At 50.8% G+C, this 13,690-nt stretch carries 14 protein-coding genes; 11 read left to right on the top strand and 3 right to left on the bottom strand.

Annotation, left to right across the window (positions count from 1 at the left end):
- Positions 1-4: 4 nt before the first annotated feature.
- Positions 5-553 carry a cobalamin adenosyltransferase gene (locus ACN0R1_RS01430; protein WP_417579165.1) on the top strand — a complete coding sequence of 183 codons (549 nt, stop codon included), beginning with the start codon at positions 5-7 and terminating at the stop codon, positions 551-553.
- A 2-nt stretch (positions 554-555) separates the two neighbouring features.
- Here the strand turns inward: ACN0R1_RS01430 and ppk2 are convergent, their stop codons facing one another.
- Together ppk2 and ACN0R1_RS01420 are read right to left on the bottom strand one after the other, a co-directional pair.
- Complete coding sequence (ppk2, locus tag ACN0R1_RS01425; protein WP_417579163.1) at positions 556-1,404, bottom strand: polyphosphate kinase 2; 849 nt, start codon at positions 1,402-1,404, stop codon at positions 556-558.
- A 50-nt stretch (positions 1,405-1,454) separates the two neighbouring features.
- Positions 1,455-2,342, bottom strand: coding sequence for a ketopantoate reductase family protein (locus ACN0R1_RS01420; RefSeq protein ID WP_417579161.1), 888 nt, complete (start codon positions 2,340-2,342; stop codon positions 1,455-1,457).
- A gap of 65 nt (positions 2,343-2,407) precedes the next feature.
- Between ACN0R1_RS01420 and ACN0R1_RS01415 the strand changes: the two genes are divergently transcribed.
- The gene (locus ACN0R1_RS01415) at positions 2,408-2,890 is read left to right on the top strand and encodes a YajQ family cyclic di-GMP-binding protein (RefSeq protein ID WP_417579159.1); all 483 of its coding nucleotides are present in this window, start codon (positions 2,408-2,410) and stop codon (positions 2,888-2,890) included.
- Between the two features lie 64 nt (positions 2,891-2,954).
- Here the strand turns inward: ACN0R1_RS01415 and ACN0R1_RS01410 are convergent, their stop codons facing one another.
- The gene (locus ACN0R1_RS01410; RefSeq protein WP_417579157.1) at positions 2,955-3,716 is read right to left on the bottom strand and encodes an SDR family oxidoreductase; all 762 of its coding nucleotides are present in this window, start codon (positions 3,714-3,716) and stop codon (positions 2,955-2,957) included.
- A gap of 230 nt (positions 3,717-3,946) precedes the next feature.
- On the opposite strand from ACN0R1_RS01410, the gene ACN0R1_RS01405 reads away from it, so the two are divergent.
- The 9 genes from ACN0R1_RS01405 to ACN0R1_RS01365 all read left to right on the top strand — a co-directional run bounded on the left by ACN0R1_RS01405 (position 3,947) and on the right by ACN0R1_RS01365 (position 13,460).
- The gene (locus ACN0R1_RS01405; protein WP_417579155.1) at positions 3,947-4,426 is read left to right on the top strand and encodes an FxsA family protein; all 480 of its coding nucleotides are present in this window, start codon (positions 3,947-3,949) and stop codon (positions 4,424-4,426) included.
- 220 nt (positions 4,427-4,646) lie between these two features.
- A complete protein-coding gene (locus tag ACN0R1_RS01400; RefSeq protein WP_417579153.1) occupies positions 4,647-4,940 on the top strand; it encodes a co-chaperone GroES in 294 nt (97 codons plus the stop codon).
- A 64-nt stretch (positions 4,941-5,004) separates the two neighbouring features.
- Positions 5,005-6,648: a chaperonin GroEL gene (gene groL / locus ACN0R1_RS01395; RefSeq protein WP_417579152.1), complete on the top strand. Its 1,644-nt coding sequence runs from the start codon at positions 5,005-5,007 to the stop codon at positions 6,646-6,648.
- Positions 6,649-6,801: 153 nt separating this feature from the next.
- Entirely contained in the window at positions 6,802-7,737 is a 936-nt protein-coding gene (locus tag ACN0R1_RS01390) for a hypothetical protein (protein WP_417579150.1), read from the top strand.
- 77 nt (positions 7,738-7,814) lie between these two features.
- Positions 7,815-9,149 (top strand): tRNA 5-hydroxyuridine modification protein YegQ, encoded by a 1,335-nt coding sequence (gene yegQ / locus ACN0R1_RS01385; protein ID WP_417579148.1) that lies wholly within the window; start codon positions 7,815-7,817, stop codon positions 9,147-9,149.
- 9 nt (positions 9,150-9,158) lie between these two features.
- The gene (locus ACN0R1_RS01380) at positions 9,159-10,022 is read left to right on the top strand and encodes a prenyltransferase (protein WP_417579146.1); all 864 of its coding nucleotides are present in this window, start codon (positions 9,159-9,161) and stop codon (positions 10,020-10,022) included.
- Between the two features lie 113 nt (positions 10,023-10,135).
- A complete protein-coding gene (locus tag ACN0R1_RS01375; protein WP_417579439.1) occupies positions 10,136-10,960 on the top strand; it encodes an MCP four helix bundle domain-containing protein in 825 nt (274 codons plus the stop codon).
- Entirely contained in the window at positions 10,960-11,802 is an 843-nt protein-coding gene (locus ACN0R1_RS01370; RefSeq protein ID WP_417579144.1) for a methyl-accepting chemotaxis protein, read from the top strand. The genes ACN0R1_RS01375 and ACN0R1_RS01370 overlap by 1 nt, the downstream gene beginning before the upstream one ends.
- A gap of 152 nt (positions 11,803-11,954) precedes the next feature.
- Positions 11,955-13,460, top strand: coding sequence for a fumarate hydratase (locus ACN0R1_RS01365; protein ID WP_417579142.1), 1,506 nt, complete (start codon positions 11,955-11,957; stop codon positions 13,458-13,460).
- The last annotated feature ends 230 nt before the right edge of the window (positions 13,461-13,690 follow it).

The raw sequence follows: 13,690 nt of genomic DNA, 5'->3' as shown, positions 1-13,690 counted from the left end.
TGCCATGCCACTTAAACCGTCCAAAGATAGGGATGAACTCTGTTATCCCTTTATTCATGAAGTATCTGCTCTGTGTGATTACGAAGTCTTAACGGATGAGCTCTGTACTCTGATGGGGATGGCTTGCTCTGCTATGCCAGAAAGTATGGCTGATCTCGCTGTTGATCTGGAATGGCTGCAGCCACTGGCATTTCATGCTAATGGTTCCATTCGAGGTCGACTTGCGCTGACGGAGTCTGACCTGGAGGGATTAAAGCAGTGCCTGAATCACTATAAGGCAGAAGTGGCTGAGCGGGTGCAAGGCTTTGTATTGCCGCGGGGTTCTTCACCTGTGACTGAATTGCATCAAGCGCGTTCAGTCAGTAAAAAAGCGATCCGAGCCCTGGTCAGGCTGGACGCATCCGGTGTGTCTGTGCCGGATCTTTTGCCTCGTTTTCTGAACCTGTGTTGCAATTTGTGCTTTGTATTGACTCAGGTTGTGAATCAACGGCGTGGCGTTATAGAACCGGAATTCATCAGTAAAAGCTATGCTGTCCGGAACTCTCACCAGTAAGCTTATCCGCTGGTCAGCCTGCGCGCCGGAATACAGATCTTCGGGTCGGGGGTAATGTCTGTTTCCGGGTCTCTGTCCGGGTAGGGCAGTTGACTGAGAATGTGGCGCATGGCATTGAGTCGGGCGCGTTTTTTGTCATCCGACAGGATCACTGTCCAGGGCGCTTCTGGCGTATCAGTATGGCGGAACATGGCGTTTTTAGCATCGGTGTAGGCATCCCATTTATCCAGTGAAGCCATGTCAATCGGTGATAGTTTCCACTGTTTAACCGGATCTATGCGTCGGGACTGAAAGCGCTCGAACTGCTCATCACGGCCAACTTCGAACCACAGCTTGAACAAACGAATGCCACTGCGTACAAACATTTTCTCCAGCTCAGGCGTCTGGCGCATAAACTCCAGGTATTCCGACGGTGAGCAGAAGCCCATGACCCGTTCGACTCCGGCGCGGTTGTACCAGGAACGATCAAACAGAGCCATCTCGCCGCTAGTGGGCAGTTGTTTGACGTAGCGCTGAAAATACCACTGACCGCGTTCAACATCGGAGGGTTTTTCCAGGGCAATGATCCGTGCATGGCGTGGGTTGAGGTGCTCCATAAAGCGCTTAATGGTGCCGCCTTTACCAGCGGCATCGCGCCCCTCAAAGATGATTACGATACGCTGCCCGGTTTCACGCATCCAGCTTTGCACTTTCAGCAACTCAATCTGTAAAGCACGTTTTTCCTGCTCGTAAACCTTACGTTTCATTTTTTTATCGTAAGGGTATTCAATCTCTGTAGAGGTTTCGGCCATGGCACTATCCTGATGCTTGTTCGGTTGGGTGTTACCGAGGGTTTCACTGAAGTGTAACATGATGCCTGCCAAGTTGAATCCCAAGTTGAATCGACCTTTCAGCCACAGGGCTAGGTTGCGGATAAGGCACGAACCTGTGACAGTAAGGCCTTGTTACAGGGTAGGTCGATGCCCAGCTGATCGGCTTGCTGACAGACGTGTCCAGTGATGAACTCAATTTCTGTGGGTCGCCCATGGGTGATATCTTCGAGCATGGAGGAGCGATTACCCGCCGTGGCTTGCGCTACGTTGGCCGCTTGATCAATCAAGTCTGTTGCAAATAGTGGTATGTCGAGGGCGCGGGTCAGGGTGTCGAGCTCGGCACAAATTAGCTGCATCTGCTGATAAAGCCCGGGGTTTTCGATCAGCGCGCCATTGTGGCAGCCATGCAGGGCGGTTAGTGGATTGATGGCACAATTGATCGCCAGTTTGCGCCAAAGGGCTGTTTGAATATCCTGCTTATAGGTAGGTGCGGGGACCTGTTCTGCCCAGCCAACTGGTAATTGTGTTGCGTGTGTATTTAACGGGCCGATATGGGTTTCTCCGGCGGCAACGCAGATGAGCTCATCAGGGTTTGGGCGCCAGGCGCCTGCGGTGGTGACTCCAGCCCAGAGATTGGCTGAGGGGTAACGCTGCAGTACAGCGTCGTGCTGTCCCATACCATTTTGCAGCAGCAGTATCGTTGTATCCGGGGTGAGCCGACTGGAGACCGAGGCGAGTGCTGTTTCTGTGTCATAAGCCTTGGTGGTGATCAGCAAATTGGAGATGGTTTCGGTGGCTGAAGCTGACTGTGTTGGCAAGCTATAGGTGCGTCTGGCTTTACCCTCCAGGCAATGCAGTTGATAATAGCCGTCAGATTTTGGCTGGCGCAGGATAAGGCTGACGTTCTGACCGGCTTGCAGCAGACGGGTCGCGAACAGGTTGCCTATGGCACCAGCGCCGAGTATATGCCATTTCATAATCGATTTCCGTTTACCTGAGGCGAGTGCGTTGATCACTTGCTCAATACTGACAGGAGTATAGTATGCCTTCATTTGACATAGTTTCCGAGCTGGATTCGCACGAAGTGACCAATGCCGTGGACCAAGCTAACCGGGAATTAACAAGTCGTTATGACTTTAAGGGTGTTAAAGCTGAATTTGAGCTGCAGGATGAGACAGTAACACTGATTGCTGAAGTGGATTTTCAGTTGCAGCAGATGCTGGAAGTGTTGCGGGCGAAATTAACTGCTCGCAAAATTGATATACGCTGTATGGAGGTTAAAGACCCGGATCTCAGCGGTGTGAAGGCCAAACAGACGGTGATTTTGCGCCAGGGGTTGGATCAGGTGCTGTGCAAAAAAATCACCAAGTTGATCAAAGACAGCAAGATGAAGGTGCAAAGTCAGATTCAGGGTGAGAAGGTGCGGGTGACAGGTAAAAAGCGTGATGATCTGCAGGAAGCGATGGCATTGCTGCGCGAATCTGATCTAGAGCTGCCGTTGCAGTTCAATAACTTCCGCGATTGATGATTAGAACCTAAAGCGAAGGCTGCACCAGTATACCGGTAGCAGCCTTTTCTCAGACGCCGCGTTAGATACGCAGGCCGCCATCTACTTCAAAGCAACGACCGTTGACATAGTCGTTTTCCAGAATGAAGCTTACTGTTGAAGCAATCTCTTCCGGTTTACCCAAACGCTTGGCAGGAATGCCAGCGGCAATTTTTTCCAGCGCTTCAGGTTTCATGCTCATGACCATTTCAGTACCGATATAACCTGGGGCAATGGAAGCCGCACGAATACCGTAACGAGACAGTTCTTTAGCCCAGGTAACGGCCATAGCCTGTACGCCGGCTTTTGTGGCTGTGTAGTTAGTCTGACCCATGTTGCCTGAGCGGGAAACAGATGAAATATTGATGATGCAGCCCTGAATGCCCAGTTCAATCATTTTGATGGCGGCTTCACGACCACACAGGAAGGTACCTGTCAGGTTAACATCCATAACCAGGTTCCACTGGTCCATACTCATTTTGCTGACGACAGCACCGTCTTTAACTTTGATGAACAGTCCGTCACGGGTAATGCCGGCATTATTGACCAGACCGTGTACAGCACCGAAGTCGGTTACAACATCATTAAAAAGTTTTTCAACATCGGCTTCAACCGCGACGTTACAAATATAGCCGCGCGCTTCTGAGCCTTTTTCCTTGCACTGCGCAATGGTGTCATCAAGATCTTGCTGGTTCAGGTCGGCTAGTGCCAGTTTGGCACCTTTGGCAGCCAGTTCCAGTGCCATTGCACGACCCAGGCCACGTCCGCCGCCAGTTACGACGACTACTTTATCTTTCAGATCCATAGTTTAACCCTTGTTGATTAATTGATATCACCTACATATTGTGCGCCGCATCATGCTGCGGTGCAACAATTATTCTGTTATAAGCAGAGTAAATTAGTGGGTTATAGGTAATAAGTAGAAACCCTTACTTCGGGCGGTACATAATGGCTTTGCTTGGTGAGCTCAGTGTGTTTCGCTTGCACCCTTTGATTGAATATGATCACATGATCGGTTAGCAAGTGAGGATCTTTATGCCGGTTATCTTTTTATTGTTTATTGTTGTTCCAATCATTGAAATTACCCTGCTGATTAATGTCGGCCAGTTGATTGGCGTGTGGTATACCGTCGGACTGGTGCTGTTGTCGGCCTTTATCGGTGTGAACATGTTGCGTATACAAAGTCTGGGCACCTTGATGCGTGCTCGCCAGCGCATGGACCAAGGTGAAATACCCGGTCAGGAAATGGGCGAGGGTATCGTGCTTGCCGTAGGTGGCGCCTTGTTGGTTACACCGGGTTTTGTAACTGATGTGGTGGGCTTTTGCTGCCTGATTCCCTTTACTCGCAAAGCATTGGTAGGTTATTTGAGTAAACGCTTCACGGTGGTAGCCGCCCGGCATTCCACTTCCACTCAGTCACCCAATCACCCGCCATTTGGTGATGCGCCGGGTCGATCTGAGTCGACACCTCGCTCCGGCGATATTATCGATGGCGAGTACACGCGTAAGGACTGAAATTTTTTTCAGTTTTGATATTGAAATCCCAACCTACCCACCCCACATATGCGTCAGGGTTCAGCGCCCTGGCTCACTGAAATTTTTTTCAGACTCCCTGTTGAATTTGACCAAGGTTGGCCTTAACTAACTGTCATGCTTCAACAGGACAACGTCAGACGCTGGCAATTAAAAAATCAACAATATTAAATCTGTTCCTACATACCAGGAGAAAAACCAGATGAACATTCGTCCACTTCATGATCGTGTCGTTATACGTCGCAGCGAAGAGGAAAAAACCACTGCAGGCGGTATCGTTCTGCCGGGTTCCGCTGCTGAAAAACCTAACCGTGGCGAAGTATTAGCTGTGGGTCCAGGTCGCACCCTGAATAACGGTGATGTTCAGGCGCCATCTGTCAAAGTGGGTGACAAAGTGCTGTTTGGTCAGTATGCCGGTTCTAACGTCGTTAAAGTTGACGGTGAAGACCTGATGATCATGCAGGAAAGCGAAATTTTCGCGGTAATTGAAGGCTGATTTCAGCGTCTTCAGTTCCGATTATTTTTACTTTAAACAGAATTATTGAACAGGATTATTAAGAATGGCTGCTAAAGACGTACGTTTTGGTAATGATGCCCGTCAGCGCATGCTGGCAGGGGTTAATATTCTGGCTGATGCGGTAAAGACAACCCTGGGCCCGAAAGGCCGTAATGTGGTGTTGGAAAGATCTTATGGCTCACCGGTCATCACCAAAGATGGTGTATCCGTTGCAAAAGAAATTGAACTGAAAGACAAGTTCGAAAACATGGGCGCACAGATGGTCAAGGAAGTTGCTTCCAAGGCTAACGATGTCGCCGGTGACGGTACTACCACCGCAACTGTTCTGGCTCAGGCAATTGTTAACGAAGGTCTGAAGTCTGTTGCGGCTGGCATGAACCCGATGGACCTGAAGCGCGGTATCGACAAAGCGGCCGCGGCTGTTGTGGCTGAACTGGCTAAGATGTCTGTACCTTGTACTGACTACAAAGCGATTGCGCAGGTTGGTACGATTTCAGCTAACTCTGATTCCGAAATCGGTCGCATCATCGCTGAAGCGATGGAAAAAGTCGGTCAGGAAGGCGTTATCACTGTTGAAGAAGGTTCCGGTTTTGACAACGAACTGGATGTGGTTGAAGGTATGCAGTTTGACCGTGGCTACCTGTCACCTTACTTCATCAATAACCAGGAAAACATGTCAGCTGAACTGGAAGATCCTTACATCCTGCTGGTTGACAAAAAAATCTCCAACATTCGTGAGTTGCTACCAGTACTGGAACAGGCGGCTAAGTCTTCCCGTCCTCTGCTGATCATCTCTGAAGATGTTGAAGGTGAAGCGCTGGCAACTCTGGTTGTCAACAACATGCGTGGCATCGTTAAAGTGGCGGCTGTTAAAGCACCTGGTTTCGGTGATCGTCGCAAGGCTATGCTGCAGGATATCGCTGTTCTGACCGGTGGCCAGGTTATCTCTGAAGAAGTGGGTCTGAGCCTGGAACAGGCAGGTCTGGAACATCTGGGTCAAGCCAAACGTATCAATATCACCAAAGAGAATACCACCATTGTTGATGGTGCGGGTGCTCAGGCCGATATCGAAGCACGTGTTCAGCAGGTACGTGTACAGATCGAAGATACCTCTTCTGATTATGACCGTGAAAAACTGCAGGAACGTGTAGCTAAACTGGCCGGTGGCGTTGCTGTCATCAAAGTCGGTGGCGGTACTGAAGTTGAAATGAAAGAGAAAAAAGCCCGTGTTGATGATGCGCTGCATGCCACACGTGCTGCGGTAGAAGAAGGTGTGGTTCCTGGCGGTGGTGTAGCCTTGATTCGTGCGCTGGATAACGTCGGTAAGCTGCTGGGTGATAACCATGATCAGAACATCGGTATCGAGCTGGCCTTCCGTGCCCTCGAAGCTCCTTTGCGTCAGATCGTTGCCAACGCCGGTGGTGAAGGCTCTGTTGTAGTGTCTAAAATTCGCGAAGGTAAGGGTTCATTCGGCTTTAATGCTTCCAATGACCAGTATGGCGATATGATGGAAATGGGTATTATCGATCCAGCCAAAGTGACCCGTGCGGCACTGCAGGCAGCGGCATCTATTGCCGGCATGATGATTACCACTGAAGCCATGATTGCTGATTTACCAGAAGACAAGCCTGCTATGCCTGATATGGGCGGCATGGGTGGTATGGGTGGCATGGGCGGAATGATGTGATCTGATCACTCACCGACCAGTCCCTGACTGATCTAAACCCCGTTGTCTGTCAGCAATTACCTGAGGTAAGCTGACAGACAACGGGGTTTTTGTGTTATATAACCCTGATGAATGTGATTAAGTTTGAACAAACAGGTGCGGACCTAGTGAACAATGAGCGATAAACTGGAACCTAGATTTAATCCGGAAAGTATCCGGGATAGTGTGCAAAATCCCAAAGCGCCGCTTGACGATGAGTTTGAGCTTCGCGAGCCTCAAAGGCCCCAGGAACCTCGACGCGGTAGTGGTTTATTGTTGAATCTGGTGTTATTGATTCTGGTGTTGGCGCTGGGCGGTATGGGGTGGCTGTTGTTGGAGCAGCGCCAGCTATTGGATGAGTCTCAGCAGCGCTTGAGCGTATTGGAGTCCGGCCTGACCGTCAGCCAGGATACACTGGAGCGCTCGGGTGATACGTTGCAAGAGCAATTGACTGCATTGCAGCAGGCGCAAACCGCCGATCGTGCGACTGCACAGTCCCAATTGGAGGAGTTGCTACAGCGTGTAGAGCAGGAAGTTTCTCAGCGTGAGCAGTTGGAGAAACAACAGCAAGAAAACCAGGCACAATTGCAAACTCTGTCGAATAGTGTGGCGGGTGTGAGTGAGCCGCTAGCCGAGCTTGAGCGCCTACAGGGCGAAATAACGGCTCAGCAGCAACAGCTTGCACAGTTATCCGAACTTGTCGGCTCAGGTGGTGCGGCAAACGATGAGCGCAGCGAAGAATTGCAGCAACTGATTAGCCAGGTTTCGAGCTTGACTGAGCAACAGCAGCAATCAGCAAGTCAATTGAGCGAATTCGAGACACAGTTAACGACAGCACAGCAGCAGTACCAATCACTGGAAAACAATATCAAGCGTCAGTTGTCTGAACTTGAGGCCGAGCTGGTCGCCGAGGAAGAGACAGCGGGGCCTGATGAACTGGCTGTGATCGAAATCAGCCTGGCTGAGTTACGTGAGGATGTCCGTGCGATTAACAATGCGCGGCAACTAATAAACCGTGATTTGTTGCAGTTGCGTGAGCAGATCAATCGTTTGCAGCTGCAGTTGAACTGAGTCCGGCTGGGCTGTTGAATTGCCTTTGTGAGCTGAAATCGGCACAATGGCGCGCTTAATTTCAGAGTAGAGTGATCATGCGACAACCAGAATTACTGTCCCCGGCCGGGACGTTGAAGAACATGAAATATGCTTTTGCCTACGGTGCGGATGCTGTCTATGCGGGACAGCCTCGTTACAGTCTGCGAGTGCGTAATAATGATTTCAATTACAACCACCTGGCTGAAGGCATAGCCTATGCGCATCAGCGCGGTAAAAAGTTCTTTGTCGCCAGTAATATTCTGCCGCATAACGCCAAGCTGAAAACCTACATGGATGACATAGTCCCGGTGATCGAAATGGGGCCGGATGCGCTGATCATGTCAGATCCCGGTTTGATCATGCTGGTCAAGGAGCGCTTCCCTGATCTGCCGATTCACCTGTCGGTTCAAGCCAATACCATGAACTGGGCCAGTGTGAAATTCTGGCATCAGGCTGGTATTGAACGGGTGATTCTGTCACGCGAGTTATCGTTGGACGAAGTGGAAGAGATACGCCAGCGCTGCCCGGAGATGGAAATCGAAGTCTTTGTGCACGGCTCACTCTGCATTGCCTATTCAGGTCGTTGTCTGTTGTCGGGTTATATCAATCATCGTGATCCTAATCAGGGCACCTGCACCAATGCCTGTCGCTGGAAGTATGATGCCCATGAGGCCAAACAGGATGATTCCGGTGATATAGTACCGGTTCAAACCTTTGAGCCGACCCTGGGTGAGGGGATGCCGAGCAATAAAATTGTATTGTTGCAGGAAGCCTCACGCCCGGATGACTATATGCCTGCTTTTGAAGATGAGCACGGCACCTACATCATGAACTCAAAAGATCTGCGCGCCATTCAGCATGTACATCGGCTGGCCGCGATGGGCGTGGATTCATTGAAAATTGAAGGGCGCACCAAGTCACACTACTATGTTGCCCGAACCGCCCAGGCTTATCGTAAAGCCATCGATGATGCCGTAATTGGCAAGCCGTTCGATATGGAACTCATGGATGTGTTGGAAAATCTGGCCAATCGGGGTTACACCGAAGGTTTCTACCGTCGCCACGTGCATGATCAATACCAGAATTATGAAACCGGTAACTCGGTGGGTGTGCATCAGCAATTTGTCGGCGAAGTGCTCAGTCATGATGTAAACAAAGGTCTGCTGCAGATCGATGTTAAAAACCGCTTCGAAACTGGAGATACCCTGGAACTGATGACGCCTGCCGGTAACAAACGCTTTCGCTTGAGTGAGTTGCTCGACAAGCGCGGCGCTTCAGTGGATGCGGCCCCCGGTTCGGGTCACAAAGTCAGTATTCCTCTCGATTTTGATACCGACATGACCTATGCCTTGCTGATGCGCGACCTCCCTAATGCACCGGTGCGAAATTAGTCTGACTTCATGAGTACTGATTTAAGCAAGTATCACTTTTACCGAGCGCTGCGGCCTTTCTCTTTTCCAGTGGCGCTAATGGCTTGCTTGGTCGGCATAGCATCGGCTTACGCTGAAGGCTACTGGTTACCGCTGAATGTGCTATTAATACTGTTAGCGGGTGTGCTGCTGCAGGCTGGTGTGAATCTAATCAATGACTATGCCGACCTGAAACTGCTACCCGAACATCAGAATGCCAAAATGCAACTGGCGTGTCGGCGTATTCATAATAACTTTCGTTTTGGCCTAGTGTGCTTCCTGCTGGCTGCACTGATCGGACTCTACCTGGTGTCCGTGACGGGGCTGCCGCTGCTGTGGATCAGTCTGGTTGGATTGATCGGTGCACTGGGATACACCCTGGCCCCCATACACTATAAAAACCGCGGGTTGGGTGTGGTCATGGTGTTCTGGTTAATGGGTGTGTTGATGATTACCGGCAGCTATCTGGCCGCGGGAGCCCCCTTTGATGTGCGTATTGTCTGGCTATCCTTGCCGCTTAGCTGTCTGGTTGCGCTGTTATTACTGAGTAATGAACTGCGTGATTATGAAAGTGATTGTGCCGATGATCTACGCACGCTGACCGTGCGTATTGGTTATGAGCGTGCCGTAAGACTTTATCTGGTGCTGTTGAGTGCGGCTTTGCTCATCACTCTGGGACTGCGTCTTGCGGGCTATATCAATTTGATCTGGCCACTGGCGGGCGTAATATTATTGATTCCTCAACCTTTCAGACTGCTTTCATCCCATGTGATGAAACGCAAGGCGCTGACACCGGCTACGGCACGTTTGCTGCTGGGCTTCGGGTTGGTTTTCAGTGTGTTATTGCTTCAGTAGTACCTCGCTGTATTAACCTAATTTACTTATGATTCAAAAATTATTAGCGCTGTGGTGAATAATCCATAGCTGTGCAAGGGAGTGCGCATAGAGGAGTAAGATTTGTGCGCAATATGAAGTTAAGTGTGTTATTGGCTATGGGCTTTTCTGTCGTTACGCTGATTCTACTGTTGGTGGGTTTGCTCAGCATCATCGCTGGAACGCGAATGAAAGCCGATATTGCTGAGTTGGGTGAAGTGCGTTTGCCTAGTGTGACACTGCTGAGTGAAATGAATGAAGAGCGTCTGACCACACGTGCACAAACCCTGAATATGTTGATGCTGTCGGAGTGGACACCAAACACTGGACGCCAGCTAACCGACTTGCTGGCACAGCGAGCTGCTTCCTGGAAACATCTGGATGAGGTTATGGCACGTTATGATGCTATACCCAAAAGTGTAGAGGGTGAAGCCGGATATCAGCGTCTGAGAACTGCGATGCGAAGCTGGCGTGAAGAGCTAGGGCTTATGGATGCGGTAGTGTTGCGGATGAGCCAGGCTGGTTCTGACAACGTCTATCAGCAGGCACACACCGAGTTTGAAGGCTTGTTTGAAGCCTATACTTCAGTATCAACAGCCATGCGCCAGCAACTGGATGACATGATCAGACGAAATTTACAGGTTTCGGATGAGTCTGTTGTTAAAGCGATTGCTGAAGCCGAGCTTGAAGTAGTGATCACGATCATTGCAGTGACAGTCGGCTTCTTCATAGCTCTAGCCGCTGGAATCCTGATCACCCGCCGTGTTATGGGGCAGTTAGGTGGTGAACCGGCCTATGTACAACAGGTGGTGCGTCAGGTAGCTGAGGGCGATCTGACGGTCAAAATTGATGTGTCTGCGGCTGGCAAAGACAGTTTGTTAGCCTCGTTTAGTGACATGGTGGATACCCTGAAAAACTGATGAAACAGATCTCTGATGCCTCTGTGCAGGTGTCTGCCGCCGCAGAACAGCTGTCAGCCTCCAGTGGTCAGACCAATACTCAGGTGCAATTACAGCAGATGGAGATCACCCAGGTGGCAACTGCCATGAATGAAATGGCGGCTACGGTGATGGATGTCGCCAAAAATGCGTCAGCGGCCTCCAATGCGGCACAGTCAGCACAGTCTGAAACCAACACTGGTATGCAGGTGGTGACTCGGGTGGTGCAGGTGATTAATCAGTTGGCCGCCGAGATTGAAAAGTCAGCCAATAGTATGACGCAGTTGGTCAAAGACAGTGATGAGATAGGCTCTGTGTTGAATGTGATCCAGGAAATTGCCGAGCAAACTAACCTGTTGGCACTGAATGCGGCGATTGAGGCGGCACGTGCCGGAGATCAAGGCCGCGGTTTTGCTGTGGTGGCCGATGAAGTGCGCTCACTGGCCAGCCGCACTCAAGCGTCAACCGGTGATATTCAGGCGCGGATTAATCGCGTGCAGGAAGGTTCTGGTCAGGCTGCCAGACAGATGGAACAGGGCAGGCAGCAAGGTTTGCAAGCGGTCGAGCAGGCCAATCATGCCGGTGAGGCTCTCAAGGCAATCAGTGCGTCAGTGAATGCAATTAATGATATGAATGCACAGATCGCAACGGCAGCTGAAGAACAGTCATCGGTCGCTGAAGAGATCAATCAGAATATCACTAACATCACTCAAGCGATTGATGAAACCGCCACCGCAGCGAACCAGGTGACCTCAGCCAGTCAGGAACTGGCACGTCTGTCGGCTAGCCTGCAACAACACGTTCAGCAGTTTAAACTTAGCTGAGTCTTCTCTTTTCACGACCAGTAGCACTACGACTAAAACCTGACGGAAATAGCGTCGGGTTTTAGGTATAATGTGTGTTTTTGCCGGTGCAGGCTAAGTTCTGCATCCGCCTGTCAATTAATTGAAAAATGTCTGACCGGAGAAAGTCACCCATGAGCGTAATTCGCCAAGACGATTTCATCAGCAGCATCGCCGATGCGCTGCAGTTCATCTCCTACTATCATCCGATTGATTTTGTTAAAGCGGTGCATGAGGCGTATCTGCGGGAAGAAAACCCCGCTGCCAAAGATGCTATGGCGCAGATTTTGATCAACTCGCGGATGTGTGCTGAAGGCAAGCGCCCGATTTGTCAGGATACAGGCATCGTGACTGTGTTCTTGAAAGTGGGTATGAATGTCCAGTGGGATGCGCAGATGAGCGTGACCGACATGGTTAATGAAGGTGTGCGCCGTGCTTACCTGAATCCGGATAATGTACTGCGTGCCTCTATCCTGGCCGATCCAGCCGGTAAGCGTCAGAACACCAAAGACAACACTCCGGCGGTTATCCATTATGAGATAGTCGAAGGGGATGAAGTCGAGGTGCATGTCGCGGCGAAAGGCGGCGGTTCTGAAAATAAATCCAAGATGGCGATGTTGAATCCATCAGACAGTATCGTAGACTGGATCGTTAAAACGGTTCCAACGATGGGCGCTGGCTGGTGTCCACCGGGCATGTTGGGCATAGGCATCGGTGGTACAGCTGAAAAAGCCGCTGTCATGGCTAAAGAATCGCTGATGGACCCGATTGATATCCATGAAATTCGCGAACGTGGCCCACAGAATCGTGTTGAAGAACTGCGTCTGGAAATCATGGATAAGGTCAATGCTCTGGGTATCGGAGCTCAGGGTCTGGGTGGCCTGACGACTGTGCTGGATATTAAAATCATGGATTACCCAACCCATGCCGCCTCCCTGCCGGTGTGCATGATTCCAAACTGTGCCGCTACGCGTCATGCCCACTTCACCCTGGATGGTTCAGGTCCGGCCGAGCTGACACCGCCAAGCCTGGACGACTGGCCGGAAGTGACCTTTGAAGTAGGAAGCAATACCCGTCGCGTCAATCTGGATGAAGTTACCCCGGAAGAAGTCGCTCAGTGGCAGGTGGGTGAAACGGTGCTGCTGAACGGCAAAATGCTCACCGGTCGCGATGCAGCCCACAAGAAAATGATAGAAATGCTCAACAACGGCGAGACACTGCCGGTTGACCTCAACGGGCGCTTTATCTACTACGTTGGCCCGGTTGATCCAGTCCGTGATGAAGTCGTAGGCCCGGCTGGTCCAACAACCTCAACCCGTATGGACAAATTTACCCGTCAGATACTGGAGACTACTGGACTTCTGGGTATGATCGGTAAATCCGAGCGTGGCCCTGTTGCCATTGAAGCCATCAAGGACAGCAAAGCGGTATATCTGATGGCCGTAGGCGGCGCGGCGTATCTGGTATCCAAAGCGATAGTCGGCGCCAAAGTGCTGGCCTTCCCTGAACTGGGTATGGAAGCTATCTACGAGTTTGAAGTCAAGGATATGCCAGTAACCGTGGCTGTCGATGTGAAAGGCGAATCCGTTCACAACACCGGCCCGGCCAAGTGGAAAGAGATTATCGCCAAGAGCGCATAATATCGTGTTCATTTCGGCTTGATGGGGCCTCTGTGGATTATTTGACCTCTGTAGGTCATAGGGCTAATGGGATCGGATCTGTCTGACACGCCATGAACCCATCCATGGGGGCTCCAGTGCGCCTTCCCTGGCGCACAGGGTCAGACAGATCCGATCCCATCAGCCCTTTCAAACCTGGGTGCCTGCGTACAGTCGGTTTTAAATCGGTATTCGCGCAGCTCCCTGCCATA

Origin of the sequence: Nitrincola sp. (assembly GCF_048264025.1) — a bacterium.
Classification (GTDB): Bacteria; Pseudomonadota; Gammaproteobacteria; order Pseudomonadales; family Balneatricaceae; genus Nitrincola.
Note: the sequence above shows the minus strand (reverse complement) of the source record. Positions and strands in the feature narration are given on the sequence as shown.